Source organism: Massilia sp. LC238 (assembly GCF_000735635.1).
In the GTDB taxonomy this organism is placed as follows: domain Bacteria; phylum Pseudomonadota; class Gammaproteobacteria; order Burkholderiales; family Burkholderiaceae_D; genus Telluria; species Telluria varians.
This window is the reverse complement of the sequence record NZ_JNNN01000081.1, coordinates 104,414-120,631: the sequence shown is the minus strand read 5'-3', so window position 1 is coordinate 120,631 and position 16,218 is coordinate 104,414. Positions and strand designations below refer to the sequence as shown.

The window sequence follows — 16,218 nt, the reverse complement described above, 5'->3', positions numbered from 1 at the left end:
GCGGCGGAACTCTGACCGGGATCAGGGGAGGAGACAATCGAGCCGGTTACAGCGTCCGGCGACGTGGCGCGCCTGGGTGCGCTCGTCTGCTCTGGCCGGTGCCAGATCAGGGTTCAGTAAATGGCGACGGCGTGGCGGCCATGAGAACGATGTATTATAGAAATCCCACTACTTTTAGTTAGGAGTTACCTTGTCATTCAATCGCACTGGCGCGATCGACCGCGCGCTCGAACTGGTCAAAGCAGGTCTGGAAGGTGGAACTATCAAGCTGCAAGGCTCCAGCAACTACGAGGAGAACAACGGCCAGCAACTGGCTTACGACAGCGCTTACCTCAACGGCCTGATCAATTCGGTCGTCGAAAACTTGCTGGACCTGAACAAGCGCGGATAACACCAGATCGGCGCGAAAAGCAAAAAAGCCCGCTGACTTGGCGGGCTTTTGCTTTTCTCTAGACGTGCGAAACCGCCCAGTGACCGAACTCTACAAGAAATAAAGCCTCGTTGCAACGTTCTTGCGCAGCTTCTGCTCCAGGTCGTCGCGCGCGGCCGTCAGCGTAATGGCAAAGTCCGCATTCGGGAACCGCCAGGCGGTGGCAATTCCCTGACTCTTGTAGATGGCCCAGCGGTGCAGCGTGGTCAGGCTGTCGACCATGGCGTTGACGGCCTCGCCCATCTTCAGGTCGGCGGCGCGCTGCGCATCGTGCACGCTCACCTCGGCCTCGGCGTCGCTCGCCAGCTTCATGCCGCCAGCGCCCAGGTCTCGGTCATCCGTACGCATGAAGTCGACCCAGCACGCCAGCAGCTGGGCATACGGGTCGGGCCGGTCGAATGCAGGTTGCGCAACTTCCGCGCGGCGGGCGCGGCGCGCAGTCGGTGCGAGGAAGGTGTCGAGGGTTGCAGTGGCGGCCATGGCGATCTCCTGTTGAGCTACCCGGCCATGTTAACTTGTGCCAGCTGGAAATTTCCGGCAGTCATCGAATGATTTTTGCGGCACCGCCCGACAGCGTGGCCGGGCGGCGACACTGCGGCGGTCAGGCCGCTGCCAGCACGGTGAAAGCCTCGATTCGGTCACCCAGGATTCGCGAATAGTCGACCATTGCCGCGTGCTGCGCGTGCAGCCGGCCCTGCTCGCTATCGTCCAGCTGTGCGAATGTGGCAGTGTCGAAGAATGCTTCCAGCTTCTGCTTCCGCTCATCCAGATCGCGCTTTTCTTCGACGACGCGCTGCTGGTGCGGTGGCAGGCCGGCGCCGGCCGGCGCGCGCGGGCGAACCTGCTCAGTAGTGGTCGGGTTGCCAATCTCAGCCTTCGGGGCGTCGAGGGCTGCGCGCACGAAACAGTCCTTCGCCTCCAGCAGCTTGCGCATCCCGGCCGACTTCTCCGCGCCGTCGACGAGCTGCCGCTCAAGCTGCTCGGCAAGCTCGCCGATCGGCTTGCTGACGACCTGCAGGTGCGCGGGCAAGTGGGCAAAGGCAAAGTACTTGATGGTGGTGGTGCTCATGAGATTCTCCTTGTGAGTGAGCGGTGCCCGGCGCGCGACCGGGCTGATGGTAGATATGGCTACAGGGCCAGGCCGTTCAGCAGGGCTTCGAGGCGGTCGCAGGCGCTGTCGGTACGGCTCTCGAAGCCGCGGATCGCGTCGCCCAGCGGCGACAGTGCTTCCTGCGGCACGCCAGTGACGCCGCCGTTGCTGCCAGCGCCGGTGGCGCGCATCACTGGGCGCAGGCGGTCTTCCAGCGCGTTCACGTGGCTGTGCAGGCGCTCCAGCACGTCGTTCGCGCGCTTCATGCAGCGCTCGATCTCGGTGGTGTCGCGGCCGGCCTCGGCGGACTTCAGCCGGTTCGGGTTGTCGTACATGTGCTGCCCTTTCAAGTTGGTACTGCGGTCGTGCGCTTGTGCGCTGGGTGGTCGCCGGGCGCCCTGCTGGGCTATACCCGATGACTGTTGATAATCTGAAACCCTTGGATTTACAGGCTTTCTTCCAAGACTCGCGCCACTTTCGCGCCACCGAAACCCACTTTTTCGCCGATCACATCAGCGGCGCGGGCGGCCGTGTCGAGGTTCTTCTCCAGGTAGCCCATCGTGGTCGCATGGCTCTTGTGGCGCATGACGCGCTGGATCGTCTGGATCGGCACGCCGGCCTCGGACAGCAGCGTGGCGAAGGTGCCGCGCAGCCGGTGCGGCGTGATGCCCTTGAGCGAGCATTCCTTGTTGGCGCGGCGCATGGCCTGGCGCGCGAACCCGGGCGCGAAGGCCTGGCCGCTCGGCTTGGCGACGATCAGGCCGTCCACCTGGCGCAGCGGCTCAAGGTGCTCGCGCAGCCAGGCCGGCATCGGTACCGGTTCGGCCTCCCTGCCCTTCGTGATGCCCGGGGTGTAGGTGGAGCGCTCCCAGTCCATCCACTCCCAGCGCGCCGTCGCCGCTTCGCTCTCGCGCAGGCCCAGCCCGAACATCAGGCGCACCGCGGTGCCGACGTCCGGGGCCCGGGCCGTGGCCGCGTCGACGGCATCGAACCAGGTCCTGGCCACATCGATCGGCAGGAAGGGCCGCGGCTTCTTCTGCACCTTGAGCATCTTCACGCGCCACGGCGACGTCGCCAGGATCTCGCGCTTCACCGCCCACATGGTCAGCAGCTTCAGGATCCGGAGCCAGTGGTTTGCGCTCGACGGAGCGTGCGTCTCGAGGTGCCGGCCGCGCGCCAGCTCGACATCCTTCGTCGTGATCTCGCCGATCGGCTTGGCGCCCAGGTCGTACATGTGAAGCCGGCGGAAGGTCTCGACGCTGCGGATGTGCGACGCGCTGGCCACCGGCCTGTGGACAACTACCCACATGCCAGCCAGCTCGTCCAGTGTGGGGACCGGCTCGCCGCCGTTGGCGCGCACCACCGCGGCGTCGTATTCCCGCTTCGCGATTTCCTCGGCCTTGGTCTTGCTGGCCAGCCGGGTGCTGCGCTGGACACGCACGCCGCCGACCTGGAAGCGAAAATGCCAGACGCCGCTCTTCTTGAAGAGGGTCGCGCTCATAAGTGGGCCGCCAGTCCACGGCTGCCGCGCTTTGCTTCGTGCCGGACCGGCATCCAGCCGGCGGCCAGGCTTTCGAAGCGCACCTGCTCGCCGATGTACGCCAGCGCGGCCCGGCCCGGCTTGCCCTGGCGGCACAGGGCAACGTCGACCTCGCACACCCCGACGTTCGGGGTGTCAGGGTTGTACACCTCGTCGCGGTACAGGAAGATCACGGCGTCGGCGTCCTGCTCGATCGCGCCGGAGTCGCGCAGGTCCGCCGGCATCGGGCGCTTGTTCGGCCGCTCCTCCAGCTTGCGGTTCAGCTGCGACAGCAGCATGATGCCGATGTCGAGTTCCTTGGCCAGGGCCTTCAGACCGCGCGTGATGCCCTCGATTTGGGCGTTGCGGTTGTCGCCGTCGCCGTCCATCAGCTGCAGGTAGTCCACCACCAGCAGGTCAAGGCCGTGCTTGCGCTTCACTAGCTTGGCCTTCATCCGGACGTCAATGAGGCGCAGGCCGCCCTGGTCGTCCTGATGCAGGCGCATGCTCTCGATCTTGACGATAGCATTGGTCAGGCCGGCCCAGTCCTGGTCGGTCATCATCGCCGGCTTGAGCAGGTGCTCGAGCGGGATCTTGCCGAGGGTGGCCAGGTTGCGGTCGTGCAGCTGCGACTTCGGCATCTCCATCGACAGTACCAGCACCGAGTGCTCGACCGCGGCGTTGCACGACACGTTCAGGGCGAAGGCGGTCTTGCCCATCTTCGGGCGCGCGGCCAGCACGACCAGCTCGCCGCGTCGGATCCCGCCGTTGAGCTTGTCGTCCACGGCCGGGAATCCTGTCGAGATCGCCTTGACCTCGCCGTTCTCGCGCCGCTGCAGCTCCTCGATGTGCGCGGCCAGCTCATCCCTCGCCAGCACCGGTTCGACGCGCACCCGGGCTTGGGCCAGCTTCTCCAGCACCGACGACGCCTGGTCGACCAGCGCGGCCGCCTCGTCGGGCGAGTTGGCAGCTGCTTCCGCGATCTCGCGGCCGTAGCGGATCAGGCCGCGCTTGATGGCCTTGTCCCGCACGATCGCCGCGTGGCGGCTGGCGTACACGGGCGATGGCGCCGACTGTGCGATCTCGTTCAGGTAGCGCATGCAATCGGGCACCGTGGCGCCGATGGCGACACCGAGCGAGACTACGTCGCAGCTGCGGCCCGCAGCCAGGTTGCGCAGCAACTCACGGAAGATCGCGGCATGGTCGGCCAAGTAGAAGTGCTCGGCCCGCAGGTCGCCGATGCGGTCCAGGGCGTCGTTGTCGCGCAGCAGCGCACCGATGACGCCCTGCTCTGCCTCGACGCTGTGCGGTGGTGGTTTGATCTCGTTGCTCATCCTGCGTCTTTCGATTCGAAGATTTTCTGGGCCTGCTTGCCCAGCGTGGTCAGGAAGTAGGCGCCGTTGCCGTCGATCGCCCACAGCTTCAGGTAGTTGCCCTCGACGTACTTGCGGAAGGCCTGGCGCCAGTCCTTGTAGCGCTTCGCCTCGCCGGTGCCACCAGGGAGGAACCGGCGCCGGAACTCGACCCAGGCCAGGGCGATGAAGTCCTGTGGCAGGCCGGCGCTCTCGGCGTAACGCCACAGGGGAGCGTAGTCGCGCAGCGGCCTTTCGCCCTTCGTGGTGCAGTCCTCCAGGAAGGTCTGCAGGACCACCGCCCCGGCTTTCGACCTGGCCGGCGGTGAGCCCCCGTCAGGGGGTTTGGGGGAAGTAGTTAACTGTCCCTGTCCCTCTCCCTGTCCCTTGGATGCGTTTTCACCAGCGACAACGCCACCGTGTCCCTCTGGGCGCTGAGTCGTGTCGCCTGAAACGGTGTCGCCCTGTCCCGGCGACACCGTCGATTTGTCGCCGGGGACATGTAGCGGCTGTCCCACGGGACAACCGGCAGCGAACCACGCATCGAACTCGGGGAACGGAACGTTTGCGCCCGGATGTCGCTCGTTGTGCTTCTTAATCCGCGAACACTCGGTCTTCAGGCGCTGGCGGAGCTTGGCCAGCCAGGCCTCGTTCGCCTTCCCGGCGACGACGGTGTGGTAGAGGCGTCCGTCCGAGCACTTCACCCAGCCACGCAGCGCGCCGGCGCGCACCTTCTGCCACTCCTTCACCACGCGGCCGTAGCCCGCGTACTGCGCCAGGATCTTGTCGTCGTCAGGGAGGCTGGCGGCCGGTACCTGATGCCAGGATGCGCACCACAGCAGCACCGCGCAGCGGAACTCATCGGCTTCGGAAGTGACGGCCAGGTCGCTGTCGCGCAGGCGCACGACGTCGAGCGGCATGAATGCGAAGTCCTGCAGGTTGCAGTCGGCTGGGGTGAGCGGTGCTGGAAGTGTCGTCAAGTCAGGGGCCTTCATGCTGCCGCCTGTTGAATCGAACCGAAGAGAGCTGCGACCGACCAGTCTCGCTGACGGAACACTGGCCAGCTGCTCACAATCGCCTGGTGCGGTACATGCACGCGGAGGTCGGCGCGCGGTAGTTCCTGGGCGAGTTGGATCGCCGCAGCGGTCAGGGTGCCCGGCGCTGGGCCGGAATGCCACAGGTAGCACTTCCCCTGGTAGTTCTCCAGCCGTACCCGTACACGGTGGGCGCGTCCTTCGGCCTCGAGTCGCTCAAGACGAAGCCGAACCATCGACCCGGAACATCCCAGTTCGTGCGCCAACTGGTCGACCAGGTGCGGGGCGGATTGAAGCGCTTTTTCGATGGCCGAGAGCAGCTGCTCGGCCGGCACTTTGTTGTCGGTCGACGTCGTCATGGAGGCGAGACCTCCACGCATGCGCTGCCGGCCAGCTTGTGATCGCTGGGTTCGCGGGAAATGGTTGCCTGGGTCATCAGCGCTCCTCCGCGATGTCGACGGCCCGGCGCAGATCCTGGCGGGCACGGTATTCAGCGCGCTGCTTGGTCACGTCGCCGCGGTGGGCGATCGCTTCCTTGTCGGCTTTGCGCCAGATGACGGCCTGCCGGCAGATGTGCTGCTGGTCGTGCTGTGAAGGCTCGGTTGCCTGTTTGGTCATTGGTATGTACCTCATGATGCTGCGGTGTGAATCGTCCATGCGCCGGCCTCAAAGACGCATGCGCAGCTGGCCGCTTGCGCCGTAGTTCACGCGGCCAGGCAGCGACAGGGCCACGTTCTGGCCATGTCCGGGCCTTCCAGGGTATGACTGCTGACGTTTACGCTTCTGCTCTGCAATCCAGGCTTTCGCGAGGGTGCGCAGCTGGGAGCTGTGCTTGACGTCAGCGGCGCCGCATTCCTGGTCGAACTCGACGAATTCGTCTGCGTTCAGCAGGGCCTTGACGGGGATGTTGCGTGGGGACTTCATGGGGTGGTTCTCCTAGTGTTGGCGGTTCAGGACTTCAGGTGTTGCAGGATTAGGTGGAAGGAGCGCCCGGGTCGACCAGCTCAGGCCAGATCTGCTCCCAGTCATCAGGGCGGAGCTCGCGACGGGTGGCAATGCCCTGTTTTTCGAGCGTCGGTGCCAGGCGGATCAGCTTGTCGTCGGGAATTCCACCCGTCTTCCATGCGTGGACAGAGGGCGGTTTGACGTTGAGGAGCTTTGCGACGGCCGTCGGGCCCCCGAGCTTCTCGATGATTTCGCTCGCGTTCATGGTTTCTCGAGTTGGTTTGAGGTAGTGCAATATTAGGAGTAGCTAACAAGGAAGTCAATAGCCACTCCTAATTAGAACTAGATTAGGATTGCCTAATGTCTTTATCTGAGCGAATCAAGGTCGCTATGCAGACCGCCGGTGTAAACCAGGTGGAGCTTGCGCGCGCCTGTGGTGTGAAGCCCCCAAGTGTTCATGGCTGGCTGAGCGGCAAGTCGAAGTTCTTGCGTGGTGAGAACCTGCTAAAGGCTGCCCGCGCGCTGCGCGTCAGCCAGGACTGGTTGGCGACTGGGAAAGGCAGCATGATCCCTGAGGTCGGGATGCCCGCGCCGGCTGCATCGGCATCACCCTTCATTGGAGATGCTGTTGACTTCGCGGGCGCTCGGCCCGTTGCAGCCGGGGAAGCCCCCGACACGGTATCAGTCCCGCGCGTAAAGCTGCGCCTTCAAGCTGGGGTTAGTCAATACGATACCGAACCCGACATGAATGGCGATGGCCACGAACTGGTACCTACCTCGATCATTAGGGACCTGGGCCTCAATCCTCGGCATTTGATTGCAGTCCGCGTTCGCGGCGAAAGCATGGAACCCATGATGTTCGAGGACGACATTGTAATTGTGGACACCTCGGACATTAAACCAATCAATCGCGAGGTTTATGCCATTAACTTTGATGGGCAACCGTGCGTCAAGCAACTTCTTTATCGAGGCGGGCAATGGTATTTGCATTCTCTTCATCCCGATCATGGGCCTGTCAACGTAAAGAGTAAGCCAACTAGTATCGTGGGCCGTGTAGTTATACAGCCGACGCGAGTTTTGACTGGGCGCCTTTAGGAATTGCAATGTACGAACTCGGGTGTTTTGTAGCCTTCATTCTTTGGCTCTACCGAACGGTAATTTTGCTTGTCGCTATAAATTCCACCGCAGAGCGAAATCTACGCAAGGTTGGCATGCGACATAGCTGGTACACCGGTAGCGTTGTCGTGATGACTTACTCGGCCGAGTACAAGCATCTCTTGGCGAGCGTAATCAAATTTGCGGCTATCCGGTTGATGTTCCTCGTCGGTATAATTTTTAGCTGGATTTCTGTCGTATGGTTTTTTGGATCGCTGATTTATTTAAAAGGAAAAGACTCCGGAGCTCCTGCCGAAGTTAAAGAATTTCGCTGGAAGTTGCGGAATCGCGATCTATCGTTTGACGACTTAGTTACTGGCCTTGCAAAAATATCAGGGGTTGATGCACCACTAGAAGTTTTGCGCAACGATATGTTTGAAAACATGCGCGAACGGGGCTTTAACGTAAGCCCGATGTTCTCGCATTTAAAATAGCTAACAACGACACGGCTCCACGCAAAGCACTCGCAATGTAGTACGACTCCTCCTTCGCTGCTCGGCAATCGTTTTCAACGTATCGACGCCCGAGAACATGTACGAGGTGGCCGACAAAATCCCCCCCTCTTCCAGGCCCCTAGCGGGGCTTTTTTACGGCCATAGCTTGTCCGCCTGGACAGGCGCGGCTACAGCGCCTCCCCTCCAATACCTTCCTCGTCAGACCTACCTACGAACAAATTTTCAACAAAAATTAGGAACTCCTATTGACATCGAAATTAGCCTCTCCTAACATTGGTCTATCGCAATCGAGCTCAGCCCTCGCTGAGCAGCGAATCGGAGACCCGCATGAAACCCTTCCTCATCAAAGTCCGCACCGCCACCGCGTGCTTCACGTTCAGCGCCCTCGCCGCGTCCAGCACCGCCGCCGCCGTCTTGACGGCTGAAGTGCTCGGCGACCAGGCATACGGCATCACCGTTGTCGCTGGGGTGCGCTGATGGCCACCACGACCCAGCTCACCCGCGTGATTGCCCTCATCGTTGAGGACGCGGTAGCGCAGCACCCGACCAGCGTCGAGCAGCGTGCCCTCTCGTTCGCGCAGATGCTATGTGGTGCCTTGACCGGGCTCGACTACAAGGATGCGGCCGTAGCGATTCGTATCATGCTGGGCACCCGCGCCCCCGCCCCCGCCGACGGAGCCTGACATGGCGCGCGTCGAACCGGATCGCGCAGCGCTCGAGTTCGCCCGCCACCTCCTGGGCTCGAAGGACTCGGTCGACACCATGCTCAAGAACCCGACGCTCAAGGCGGCGCTGACCGCCGCGGCCCGCCGGCACATGCGGCGCCGCGCCCAGTTCGACCCGAAGAAGCTCCAGGCCAACGACCACGACGATTAACCACCGCCCTCCCCGGGCACCCAACCACGAGGACCACTATATGTTCAGCACCCTCCATGAGCTCGCGAAGCAGGCGACGCTGATGATCACCGTCGCCGCTGAGGGCGACGACCAGCTGCGCGTCAACGTGACGCCGATGCCGTTCGACACGAAGGCGAAAGCGAAGCTGCCGCAGCCGCTGTCGCTGCTGGCCACGCCGACCGAGTTCGACGCCGACTTCATCGCGGCGCTGTCGACCTGGCAGGCGCCGAAGCGCACGCTGATCCAGCAGGCCCAGGATGCCGCCGGCGGCGCGCCTGCAGCTGCAGCACCGGCCCTGCCCGCACCGAAGGCCGACAGCAAGTCCGAGAAGCCCGGCCGCAAGCCCCGCGCCGGCAAGGGTGGCGACGACGACAAGAAGGACGGCGCGCAGCCGGCCGCCGCACCGGGCGACCAGGCCGCGGCCAGCGACCAGGTGGTGGCCGACACGGCATCCAGCGAACAGCCGCAGGCCGGCGGCGACGCAGGAACCGCTGCGGCCGACGCCGGTGGCGACGGCGCGACCGATCAGGGCACCGAGCAGGCCGGCGGTGCCGAGGCGGTCGTTGAGCAGCCTGAGGGCGCGGCGGCCGTGGTCGACCATGTCGCCAACGGTGCCGGCGAAGCGGCGGAAGCCACCGCAGGCGACGAGCCTGTGGACAAGTTCACCCTCGACCTGTTCTAAGCGGGGGCCGACATGCAAATTGATAACCTCATCCGCGAATTCCGCTACAACGGCGTCGCCCTGGCCGACCCGGGCGCGGCGCTGAGCCTGCCCCAGGTGCGCGACTTTTACGCCAACGTCTACCCGGAGATCACCAGCGCCGATATCGAGGGCCCGGAACAGGTGGGCGCCAAGGCCATTTACACCTTCCGCCGCGCCGTCGGCACGAAGGGCGGGCGCGCGTGCGAGACCGCGCTGCAGCGCCTGCGCGAGCATGGCCGCCTGGATCTCGGCGCTCGGCCGGCGCACATCATCACCGCCGACCAGGCCCGCGCACCGCTGGGCCAGCAGCTGGCCAAGATCCTCGAGCAGGCGCGACGCGCCACCGGCCCGCGCTGCCTCGCCCCTTCAATCAACCAGGTGGTCCTGCCGTGACTGCGATGCTGCCCGCCTCCATCCTCGCCCTGCCAGCGCTCGCGCCGGAGGTACCCGAGCAGTACGTCCTGCCCGGCGAGGACCAGCTGGCCGTGCCACTGACGATCGCCCTGCTCGAAGCCGGCGTGATCAGCGACGCGATGCTGCGCACCCCGAGCAACGCGCTGCTGGCCGATGTGTTCGGCGCCCGGGAGAGGCGGCTGGCCGAGCGCGCGCTCGCGCACTGGTGGACGAAGCTGGTCCGCGCGCGGCCGTGCAAGTTCTTCCGCTGGGAGCTGCACGTGCAGCAGCTGCAGGACACCGGCCACGGCTACGACGAGACGAACACGGCCTGGTTCTGCTTCACGCGAATGGGCGTCGTCGCCAACTACCCGCCGCGCTTTGCTCTCGCAAAAGGGACTGAGCAGCTGGAGCGTCTGCAGGAAGGCTTCGGCCAGACCGTGCTGGCGGTCCTACACGATGCCACCCAGCTGCTGCCGGACGCTCAAACCCCATGGAGCGCGCTTGGGTGGGTGGAATCCGTCTACTGGGGCGACAGCAACAATGACGTCGAACTGCTCGAGAACCGCCGTTATGAGCACGGCTGGGATACGGTCGCGGAGCTTGTCGAGAACGAGCATGTCGTCACACGCGAGATGTTCTACCGAGAATTGCCCGAGTGGGTGTGCGCACCGAAGCGCGTGCGTTCGCGCGCCGAGATCGGGGCGGCGGCCACGACGGCACTCGCGCGCCAGGTGGTCGAGGTGTGTGACGCGCTTCACGCCCTGGTCTGCGGCCCTGACTTTATCCTCACGCCAGCCGATAAGGGCACCTATCGCTGCGGCCGCGAGACCATCGACGGCTCGATGATCCTTCTCTGGAAACAGCACGATGTGATCGGCGAGATGATCGACGAGTACCTCAACGACCTCGGCAACTGCGGCGAGTACTGCGACTTCATCGATGCCAACCCGGTGCCGATGACCGCTGCCGGAATCCGCGAGTTCATGACCAAGACCGAGCAGGCGATCCAGGTCGCCGTGCTGACTGAAAAGCTCGTTCTGCTGTTGGGAGATGAATTTTGAGCCTGCATCCTGTGAAAATCGTCAGCGAAGGCGAGCGCGTCCTGCGCCTGGCCGGCGCCGTGCTGATGTACCAGTCTAACGTGGGCGACGTGTATGCCACCTCGCACCCAGTGCTGGCCGACGCCGTGCACCCAGGCCGCCAGGTGATCGGCGCAGGCGTGCCGCTGTCGAAGGGCGCGCTGGCGAACTTCGCGAATGCAGTCGGCGCCGCTACGGCGTTCACCGGCTTCCTGCCGGAGAACCTGCTGTTCAGCTCTCCAAACGTGATCGCCTGGTGGACGCCGGCCGCCGTGCGGATGACCTGGTTCAAGGCGGCCGGCTCCGGCACGCTGGAAGGCCACGGCATGGCCGCGCACCCGGCGCTCGTGTTCGTGGCCACGCCCAACGACTGGTTCGTATTCGCGCTGCGCGAGGACGCACGGCCCACGCCGCGCACTCGCCTGTACCACTCCCCGCATTTCAACGTGTGGGACGGCGGCCGGATCTGCACCGGCAACGTGGAACTGCCGCCGACCTTCGGCGCTGAGGTGATCGACCGCTACGAGCGCGCCTTCTTCCGCAGCCATTTCACGCACCCGAACCGCAGCAACGCTGTGAAGTGCAAAGGCGGAATGGAGCAGCTCTGGCGCGCCCAGCTGGCCAGCGCCGACCCCGACGCGATGCAGCGCGCGCTCGTTGATTCAAAAGAAACCCTGCAGGAAGCGATCACCCGGATCGCCGCCCGCGCCACCACCATCTAATTACAAGAGGACGACATGAAAAAGCAAGAATATGCCAACCAGTTCAACGAGCTGCTCGATATCTGCCGCTCATCCTTTAACACCTTCCTCGAAACGGCTGAAGCCGTCCTGCGCGAGGAGCGCCCCCTGCCGCTGGCCGTCGACGAAGCGAACGCGCCGGCCGACCAGCTGCAGATGGACATGGCCCTGCTGGCCGCAGCGCCGGTCGCCGCCGTGCCCCGCTACGCGCCATTCCACGCGCTGCAAGAAAACGGCCACCGCTTCCTGTTGGCGGCCGACGGCCTGCACCTCGAGGTGCGCCGCCCCTGGCTGCACTACATCCAGCAGCTGGCCAAGCACACCGCTGTGGCGATCCCGTTCGGCGAGATGGCGAAGAAGTGCGAGCTGGACTTCGGCACCATCGGTAGCGCCCTGGAGCTGATGAAGGAGTTCGCTGCGAAGGCGAAGGCCGACGCGCCGCTCGAGGCGGCCGCCAGCCTGCTCTGGAACCACAAGGAAAAGACCTGGCGCATCGCCTACCCCAAGGTCATCGGCGAGGCGACGACCGGCAGCATCCAGTACGAGCACGTGGTGCCTGGCGAGGACGAGAGCCTGGCAATCGACCTGCACAGTCATGGCCACCTGGGAGCGTTCTTCAGCGAGACCGACAATGCCGACGACCGCGGCTCGGTGAAGATCGCGGGCGTTTTCGGCGACCTGGACAAGGCCCAGCCGACGGTAGCGTTCCGCATGTGCGTGCTCGGGCTCTACATCGACATCCCGGTGCCGGCGTCGAAGATCTTCGGGTGATCGCATGCCGCACATCACGCCCCCCACCATGCTGAGCCATAAGGTGCGCATCGCCCTGATCGGCTGCGGCGGCAACGGCTCGCAGATGCTCACCGGCCTGGCCAGGCTGAACCACGCCATCACGGCCCTGGGCCACCCTGGCCTGCACGTGAAGGTGTTCGACCCGGACACGGTCAGCGAGGCGAACATGGGCCGCCAGCTGTTCGGCGCCTTCGACGTCGGCGCGAGCAAGGCGCACGTGCTGGTGAACCGGATCAATGCCTTCTTCGGGCTGGACTGGGAAGCCGTGCACGGCCGCTACGACGACAGCTCGATGCAGTTCGGCATGGCGATCGCCTGCGTCGACAGCGCCCGGGCGCGCCACGAGATCCACGCGAAGCTGCAGCGCTACGGCGTGCACTACCTGATGGACCTCGGCAACCGCGCGGCCGACGGCCAGGTGCTGTTCGGGGAGTTATTCACAGGCCGGGCCGGCCTGGGCGCGCCGGCGAACAGCGCACCGCTGCCGAGCCCGTACCAGGTGCTGCCCGAGCTGGTCGACCTGCAGGCCGTCGAGGACGACACGCCCAGCTGCGGCCTCGCCGAGGCGCTCGAGCGGCAGGAGCTGTTCGTGAACCAGTCGATCGTGACGCCGGCGCTGTCGATCCTGTGGGAGTTCTTCCGCAAGGGGCAGCTGACCTGGCACGGTGCCTTCGTGAACCTGCGCACCGGCAGCATGCGGCCGCTGAACGTGCGCGAGCCGGCCGCGGCGCCGGCGGCGGATCTCCCGGCGGCCGTATGAGCACGACGTTCGAACAGGCGCGCGCCCTGTACGGCAGCGACGAGCAGATGGCCCGGGCCCTGTTCGACCAGGTCGCAGTCCTGCGCCTGGACCTGCAGCTGCAGCAGGCGCTGCGCCGGCGCGCCGAGGCGAAGCTGGCCAAGAGGCCGATCGTGATGAAAAACCCGAAGAATTAGAAAGTTCGAGATGGCGAATAAAACCACCCTGAAGACCTGGCGCGAGCGGATCGGCGCCAGGCCGGATTTCCCGCTGCACGCCCCGACCGACGTGGAGCGGGCGATGGAAGCCGAAATTGCGGAGCTGCGCGCGAGCATCGAGGACGTGCGCCGTGTCGGCGCGCTGATGGCAAACACCATGTTTAACCTGGGGCAGAAGGCCGGCACGGTGGTCGACCAGCGCCTGGCCGACAGCATGCGGGAAATGCAGCGTGCCTGGGATGTGGCCGTGCGCACTGCCCCAAGGGCAGTCCAGCAGGCAGCGTGCACGTGCCCATCCGGAGACGGCTCCCTGCGCTGGCCCTGCCCGGCGCACTCTCCAGCCTGCGTGTTGACGCTGCCAGTCGCGATCATGAATTTGCCTTGCAAGCCCAGGCGCGCGATCGCGTTGCATGGCGCGTCGAAGCAGGCATACCAGGAAGGTCACCGCGATGCGCGCCATGCCGCCGCTGATCTGGTTCTAGAGCGCGCAGATGAGCTGGCGGCGCTCGCGGTCCCACACTCGCAAGCGACCAGGGAGATCGGCAATGAAGCGTAAGAGCGACAACCCTGCCAAGGCCATCGACGAAGCTATGGTCCAAGAGGCACTCAAAGCCGTGTCGATCATCCCGAAACTGAAGCCGGAAGAGCGGGGGCCGTACCTGAGCGCCCTGCTGATGATCTCCTACAAGCTGCTGCGCACGGTAGAGGGCGATCCCTTCGTGCGCGGCTGGCTGGAGTCGGCACTTGATGAAGTCAAGACGAGCCCGCCCGATGTCGCGATCCGAGAATTCCACTAAGTCGAGAGGAGAAAAGTCATGAATTTCGAATACGTGCGCAGCCACTACGGCGTTCCGGCCGAACTCGGCCGGCGCGTGGTCGTAAGCGGTAAGCCAGGCGTTATCGCAGCTGATCGAGGCCACTACATCGGGGTTAACTTCGACAGTGACAAGCCGGGCGTGGTCCGCAACTGCCACCCGACCAGCGAAGTGGAGTACGGCGGAATGGGCAAGGTGCGTAAGCCGAGCAAGGGCGCGGCGCGCTATGGGCGCTGGCTGGAATACGGCGATGCCTTCGATTCCTTTATTCAGTTCTGCCGCTGGGACGCTGAACCCGAGCGCAGCTGGAACCGGGGCTACTGACAAAACGATCAAGGAGGAAACAACGATGAGCACGACGACTGGATATCTCAGCGCGGACGAGCTGGCCGAGCTGGTCGACTGCAAGCCGAACCAACGCACCAGGATGGTCACCTGGCTGCGGCAGAGGAAGTGGAAATTTGAGGTAGGTTCAACTGGGCTTCCCAGGGTCGCGCGAGCCTACCACGATAGGATGATGGGTATTACCGATGAGCCGAAACGACAAAAATATGCGGACGAACCGAACCTCAAAGCCTTCGCCGGCGCCCACTAAAGAGAAGACGGGGATCGACAGGCTTTACAAGAGGACAGGTGTCAAGAAGGTGTCGTGGTACTACCAATACCCGGACGGCCGGAACGAAACCGTGGCGACGGCGCCGGCCGGAAACAAGGAAGAGATCCGCAAGGCGGACATTGTCGCGAAGCGCAAGGCGATCGACATCCAGCAAGGGAGGATCATCGCCGGATCGGTCGCCGAGCTGATCGACCGTTTCAAGACGGAGGAAGACCCGAAGCACTACCTGGACCAGTCAAAGGAGGGTCTCGCGGTCAGGAACGGCACCTACGCGAACCTGATCAAGTTTTTCGGCCAGATGGCTCCGAATTCGCTCAAGACGATCCACGGTTATCAGTACGTCGAGGCGCGGGCCGCCGACGGCGCGCCGGCAAAGGCCTGGAAGGAGCTGTACACCTTCTCGACCATCTGCAAGAAGGCGATCCGGTGGGGCGTGATGGAGGCGAACCCGTTCGTGGACATGGACACGGATGTGCTGGAAAAGGACGTGCGCACCGTCACCAGGTCGCAGATCGTCCGGTTCTACCTGTGGAGCCAGCGGCAGGACAACCGAGTTGTGCGCCTGATGGGCTGCATGGCCCTCTTCACCTACCTGACCGGGTTCCGGACAGCGGAAGTACGGCCGATGCTGAAGACGGGATGCTCACGCGAGGGCGTGACGGTGACGGGCGCCAAGCGGAAGCGCGGCGAGGCAGAGGTGTTGAAGCTGCGGGAATGGTCGCCACGCCTGCGCATGGTGGTCAAGCGGATCGAGCAGGCCCAGCAGCACATGCCGTCTGTGCCGCCCGAGACCGCGCAGACCATGGCGCGTATCGCTATCGCGATCGCCAAGGGCGAGACGGCGAAGGCCGCCGCCACCGCGGCCGGCATGAAGGAATCGACCTATTACTACTGGGTCGCGCGGGTGAGGAAGGACGAGCGGGTCAGGCCGAAGGAGTCGGTCTACATGTTTCCGGCAGCGGGCGGAAAGTGCTATACGAAGGGTGGCCTGTCGTCGTCCTGGCAGGAGGCCATGCTCGCCTACGTGAAGACCCGGGATCCTGGCGTGACCGAGAAGACGCTCACCCAGCACCCGGAGTATTTCGCCCAGCTGGACATCCGCCCGGCCGCGATCACGACCAAGCTGGCCAACCGGGAGGCCGACGCATACGACTTCGCGGCGCACGCGAACCCGCAGACGACGCACCGCCATTACGACCGCCGGCAGGTGAAAAAAGCACGGGCAACGGAGTAAAAATCTTAC

At 64.5% G+C, this 16,218-nt stretch carries 28 protein-coding genes; 18 read left to right on the top strand and 10 right to left on the bottom strand.

Going from position 1 to position 16,218, the window contains the following annotated elements:
* Nucleotides 1-190 precede the first annotated feature (190 nt).
* Complete coding sequence (locus FG94_RS24715) at nt 191-391, top strand: hypothetical protein (RefSeq protein WP_036217244.1); 201 nt, start codon at nt 191-193, stop codon at nt 389-391.
* Nucleotides 392-481: 90 nt separating this feature from the next.
* Here FG94_RS24715 and FG94_RS24710 read toward each other — a convergent pair whose 3' ends face one another.
* The 10 genes from FG94_RS24710 to FG94_RS24665 form a co-directional block, all read right to left on the bottom strand.
* The gene (locus FG94_RS24710; protein WP_036217242.1) at nt 482-910 is read right to left on the bottom strand and encodes a hypothetical protein; all 429 of its coding nucleotides are present in this window, start codon (nt 908-910) and stop codon (nt 482-484) included.
* Nucleotides 911-1,031: 121 nt separating this feature from the next.
* A complete protein-coding gene (locus FG94_RS28005; protein ID WP_200880031.1) occupies nt 1,032-1,499 on the bottom strand; it encodes a hypothetical protein in 468 nt (155 codons plus the stop codon).
* A 59-nt stretch (nt 1,500-1,558) separates the two neighbouring features.
* A complete protein-coding gene (locus tag FG94_RS24700) occupies nt 1,559-1,855 on the bottom strand; it encodes a hypothetical protein (protein WP_036217240.1) in 297 nt (98 codons plus the stop codon).
* Between the two features lie 110 nt (nt 1,856-1,965).
* Nucleotides 1,966-3,021, bottom strand: coding sequence for a site-specific integrase (locus FG94_RS24695; protein ID WP_051997074.1), 1,056 nt, complete (start codon nt 3,019-3,021; stop codon nt 1,966-1,968).
* Nucleotides 3,018-4,373, bottom strand: a complete 1,356-nt coding sequence (locus FG94_RS24690; RefSeq protein ID WP_081926193.1) for a replicative DNA helicase — start codon at nt 4,371-4,373, stop codon at nt 3,018-3,020. Before FG94_RS24690 ends, FG94_RS24695 begins: the two co-directional genes overlap by 4 nt.
* On the bottom strand, nt 4,370-5,371 hold the full coding sequence (locus FG94_RS26305; protein WP_229446063.1) for a DUF1376 domain-containing protein: 1,002 nt from the start codon (nt 5,369-5,371) through the stop codon (nt 4,370-4,372). The genes FG94_RS24690 and FG94_RS26305 overlap by 4 nt, the downstream gene beginning before the upstream one ends.
* A gap of 11 nt (nt 5,372-5,382) precedes the next feature.
* Nucleotides 5,383-5,784 carry a hypothetical protein gene (locus FG94_RS24680; protein WP_036217239.1) on the bottom strand — a complete coding sequence of 134 codons (402 nt, stop codon included), beginning with the start codon at nt 5,782-5,784 and terminating at the stop codon, nt 5,383-5,385.
* A 76-nt stretch (nt 5,785-5,860) separates the two neighbouring features.
* Complete coding sequence (locus FG94_RS24675) at nt 5,861-6,043, bottom strand: hypothetical protein (RefSeq protein WP_036217237.1); 183 nt, start codon at nt 6,041-6,043, stop codon at nt 5,861-5,863.
* A 48-nt stretch (nt 6,044-6,091) separates the two neighbouring features.
* Nucleotides 6,092-6,349 carry a hypothetical protein gene (locus FG94_RS24670; RefSeq protein ID WP_036217235.1) on the bottom strand — a complete coding sequence of 86 codons (258 nt, stop codon included), beginning with the start codon at nt 6,347-6,349 and terminating at the stop codon, nt 6,092-6,094.
* Nucleotides 6,350-6,398: 49 nt separating this feature from the next.
* Entirely contained in the window at nt 6,399-6,635 is a 237-nt protein-coding gene (locus FG94_RS24665; protein WP_036217233.1) for a carph-isopro domain-containing protein, read from the bottom strand.
* A gap of 95 nt (nt 6,636-6,730) precedes the next feature.
* Between FG94_RS24665 and FG94_RS26970 the strand changes: the two genes are divergently transcribed.
* The 17 genes from FG94_RS26970 to FG94_RS24585 all read left to right on the top strand — a co-directional run bounded on the left by FG94_RS26970 (nt 6,731) and on the right by FG94_RS24585 (nt 16,209).
* Complete coding sequence (locus FG94_RS26970; RefSeq protein ID WP_081926192.1) at nt 6,731-7,465, top strand: XRE family transcriptional regulator; 735 nt, start codon at nt 6,731-6,733, stop codon at nt 7,463-7,465.
* Between the two features lie 8 nt (nt 7,466-7,473).
* Entirely contained in the window at nt 7,474-7,959 is a 486-nt protein-coding gene (locus FG94_RS24655) for a hypothetical protein (RefSeq protein ID WP_036217228.1), read from the top strand.
* A 348-nt stretch (nt 7,960-8,307) separates the two neighbouring features.
* Nucleotides 8,308-8,457 carry a hypothetical protein gene (locus tag FG94_RS27750; RefSeq protein WP_161783999.1) on the top strand — a complete coding sequence of 50 codons (150 nt, stop codon included), beginning with the start codon at nt 8,308-8,310 and terminating at the stop codon, nt 8,455-8,457.
* Nucleotides 8,457-8,663, top strand: a complete 207-nt coding sequence (locus FG94_RS24650; protein ID WP_036217226.1) for a hypothetical protein — start codon at nt 8,457-8,459, stop codon at nt 8,661-8,663. The genes FG94_RS27750 and FG94_RS24650 overlap by 1 nt, the downstream gene beginning before the upstream one ends.
* A gap of 1 nt (nt 8,664) precedes the next feature.
* Complete coding sequence (locus tag FG94_RS24645) at nt 8,665-8,856, top strand: hypothetical protein (protein WP_036217224.1); 192 nt, start codon at nt 8,665-8,667, stop codon at nt 8,854-8,856.
* Between the two features lie 40 nt (nt 8,857-8,896).
* A complete protein-coding gene (locus tag FG94_RS26300; RefSeq protein ID WP_051997072.1) occupies nt 8,897-9,559 on the top strand; it encodes a PRTRC system protein E in 663 nt (220 codons plus the stop codon).
* A 12-nt stretch (nt 9,560-9,571) separates the two neighbouring features.
* Entirely contained in the window at nt 9,572-9,973 is a 402-nt protein-coding gene (locus FG94_RS26965; protein ID WP_081926191.1) for a PRTRC system protein C, read from the top strand.
* 5 nt (nt 9,974-9,978) lie between these two features.
* Complete coding sequence (locus tag FG94_RS24630) at nt 9,979-11,037, top strand: PRTRC system protein F (protein WP_036217223.1); 1,059 nt, start codon at nt 9,979-9,981, stop codon at nt 11,035-11,037.
* A complete protein-coding gene (locus tag FG94_RS24625; protein WP_051997071.1) occupies nt 11,034-11,777 on the top strand; it encodes a PRTRC system protein B in 744 nt (247 codons plus the stop codon). The genes FG94_RS24630 and FG94_RS24625 overlap by 4 nt, the downstream gene beginning before the upstream one ends.
* A 15-nt stretch (nt 11,778-11,792) precedes the next feature.
* Complete coding sequence (locus tag FG94_RS24620) at nt 11,793-12,566, top strand: PRTRC system protein A (RefSeq protein ID WP_051997070.1); 774 nt, start codon at nt 11,793-11,795, stop codon at nt 12,564-12,566.
* Between the two features lie 4 nt (nt 12,567-12,570).
* Entirely contained in the window at nt 12,571-13,347 is a 777-nt protein-coding gene (locus FG94_RS24615; RefSeq protein WP_051997069.1) for a PRTRC system ThiF family protein, read from the top strand.
* A complete protein-coding gene (locus tag FG94_RS24610; RefSeq protein ID WP_036217221.1) occupies nt 13,344-13,523 on the top strand; it encodes a hypothetical protein in 180 nt (59 codons plus the stop codon). The genes FG94_RS24615 and FG94_RS24610 overlap by 4 nt, the downstream gene beginning before the upstream one ends.
* A gap of 10 nt (nt 13,524-13,533) precedes the next feature.
* Nucleotides 13,534-14,100, top strand: coding sequence for a hypothetical protein (locus FG94_RS24605; RefSeq protein WP_036217219.1), 567 nt, complete (start codon nt 13,534-13,536; stop codon nt 14,098-14,100).
* On the top strand, nt 14,090-14,341 hold the full coding sequence (locus FG94_RS24600) for a hypothetical protein (RefSeq protein WP_036217218.1): 252 nt from the start codon (nt 14,090-14,092) through the stop codon (nt 14,339-14,341). Before FG94_RS24605 ends, FG94_RS24600 begins: the two co-directional genes overlap by 11 nt.
* Before the next feature lie 18 nt (nt 14,342-14,359).
* The gene (locus tag FG94_RS24595; protein WP_036217216.1) at nt 14,360-14,683 is read left to right on the top strand and encodes a hypothetical protein; all 324 of its coding nucleotides are present in this window, start codon (nt 14,360-14,362) and stop codon (nt 14,681-14,683) included.
* A 25-nt stretch (nt 14,684-14,708) separates the two neighbouring features.
* The gene (locus FG94_RS24590) at nt 14,709-14,954 is read left to right on the top strand and encodes a DUF4224 domain-containing protein (protein WP_036217213.1); all 246 of its coding nucleotides are present in this window, start codon (nt 14,709-14,711) and stop codon (nt 14,952-14,954) included.
* Nucleotides 14,911-16,209: a hypothetical protein gene (locus tag FG94_RS24585; protein WP_152571122.1), complete on the top strand. Its 1,299-nt coding sequence runs from the start codon at nt 14,911-14,913 to the stop codon at nt 16,207-16,209. Before FG94_RS24590 ends, FG94_RS24585 begins: the two co-directional genes overlap by 44 nt.
* The last annotated feature ends 9 nt before the right edge of the window (nt 16,210-16,218 follow it).

What these genes read in the sequence shown, in the direction of transcription:
- FG94_RS24675 (WP_036217237.1), bottom strand. Translation starts at nt 6,043, where the DNA reads ATGACCAAACAGGCAACCGAGCCTTCACAGCACGACCAGCAGCACATC.
- FG94_RS24595 (WP_036217216.1), top strand. Translation starts at nt 14,360, where the DNA reads ATGAATTTCGAATACGTGCGCAGCCACTACGGCGTTCCGGCCGAACTC.
- FG94_RS24710 (WP_036217242.1), bottom strand. Translation starts at nt 910, where the DNA reads ATGGCCGCCACTGCAACCCTCGACACCTTCCTCGCACCGACTGCGCGC.
- FG94_RS24700 (WP_036217240.1), bottom strand. Translation starts at nt 1,855, where the DNA reads ATGTACGACAACCCGAACCGGCTGAAGTCCGCCGAGGCCGGCCGCGAC.
- FG94_RS26965 (WP_081926191.1), top strand. Translation starts at nt 9,572, where the DNA reads ATGCAAATTGATAACCTCATCCGCGAATTCCGCTACAACGGCGTCGCC.
- FG94_RS24650 (WP_036217226.1), top strand. Translation starts at nt 8,457, where the DNA reads ATGGCCACCACGACCCAGCTCACCCGCGTGATTGCCCTCATCGTTGAG.
- FG94_RS24695 (WP_051997074.1), bottom strand. Translation starts at nt 3,021, where the DNA reads ATGAGCGCGACCCTCTTCAAGAAGAGCGGCGTCTGGCATTTTCGCTTC.
- FG94_RS24610 (WP_036217221.1), top strand. Translation starts at nt 13,344, where the DNA reads ATGAGCACGACGTTCGAACAGGCGCGCGCCCTGTACGGCAGCGACGAG.
- FG94_RS26970 (WP_081926192.1), top strand. Translation starts at nt 6,731, where the DNA reads ATGTCTTTATCTGAGCGAATCAAGGTCGCTATGCAGACCGCCGGTGTA.
- FG94_RS24665 (WP_036217233.1), bottom strand. Translation starts at nt 6,635, where the DNA reads ATGAACGCGAGCGAAATCATCGAGAAGCTCGGGGGCCCGACGGCCGTC.
- FG94_RS24590 (WP_036217213.1), top strand. Translation starts at nt 14,709, where the DNA reads ATGAGCACGACGACTGGATATCTCAGCGCGGACGAGCTGGCCGAGCTG.
- FG94_RS24605 (WP_036217219.1), top strand. Translation starts at nt 13,534, where the DNA reads ATGGCGAATAAAACCACCCTGAAGACCTGGCGCGAGCGGATCGGCGCC.
- FG94_RS24630 (WP_036217223.1), top strand. Translation starts at nt 9,979, where the DNA reads ATGCTGCCCGCCTCCATCCTCGCCCTGCCAGCGCTCGCGCCGGAGGTA.
- FG94_RS24655 (WP_036217228.1), top strand. Translation starts at nt 7,474, where the DNA reads ATGTACGAACTCGGGTGTTTTGTAGCCTTCATTCTTTGGCTCTACCGA.
- FG94_RS24670 (WP_036217235.1), bottom strand. Translation starts at nt 6,349, where the DNA reads ATGAAGTCCCCACGCAACATCCCCGTCAAGGCCCTGCTGAACGCAGAC.
- FG94_RS27750 (WP_161783999.1), top strand. Translation starts at nt 8,308, where the DNA reads ATGAAACCCTTCCTCATCAAAGTCCGCACCGCCACCGCGTGCTTCACG.
- FG94_RS24620 (WP_051997070.1), top strand. Translation starts at nt 11,793, where the DNA reads ATGAAAAAGCAAGAATATGCCAACCAGTTCAACGAGCTGCTCGATATC.
- FG94_RS24615 (WP_051997069.1), top strand. Translation starts at nt 12,571, where the DNA reads ATGCCGCACATCACGCCCCCCACCATGCTGAGCCATAAGGTGCGCATC.
- FG94_RS28005 (WP_200880031.1), bottom strand. Translation starts at nt 1,499, where the DNA reads ATGAGCACCACCACCATCAAGTACTTTGCCTTTGCCCACTTGCCCGCG.
- FG94_RS24585 (WP_152571122.1), top strand. Translation starts at nt 14,911, where the DNA reads ATGCGGACGAACCGAACCTCAAAGCCTTCGCCGGCGCCCACTAAAGAG.
- FG94_RS26300 (WP_051997072.1), top strand. Translation starts at nt 8,897, where the DNA reads ATGTTCAGCACCCTCCATGAGCTCGCGAAGCAGGCGACGCTGATGATC.
- FG94_RS24690 (WP_081926193.1), bottom strand. Translation starts at nt 4,373, where the DNA reads ATGAGCAACGAGATCAAACCACCACCGCACAGCGTCGAGGCAGAGCAG.
- FG94_RS24600 (WP_036217218.1), top strand. Translation starts at nt 14,090, where the DNA reads ATGAAGCGTAAGAGCGACAACCCTGCCAAGGCCATCGACGAAGCTATG.
- FG94_RS24680 (WP_036217239.1), bottom strand. Translation starts at nt 5,784, where the DNA reads ATGACGACGTCGACCGACAACAAAGTGCCGGCCGAGCAGCTGCTCTCG.
- FG94_RS24645 (WP_036217224.1), top strand. Translation starts at nt 8,665, where the DNA reads ATGGCGCGCGTCGAACCGGATCGCGCAGCGCTCGAGTTCGCCCGCCAC.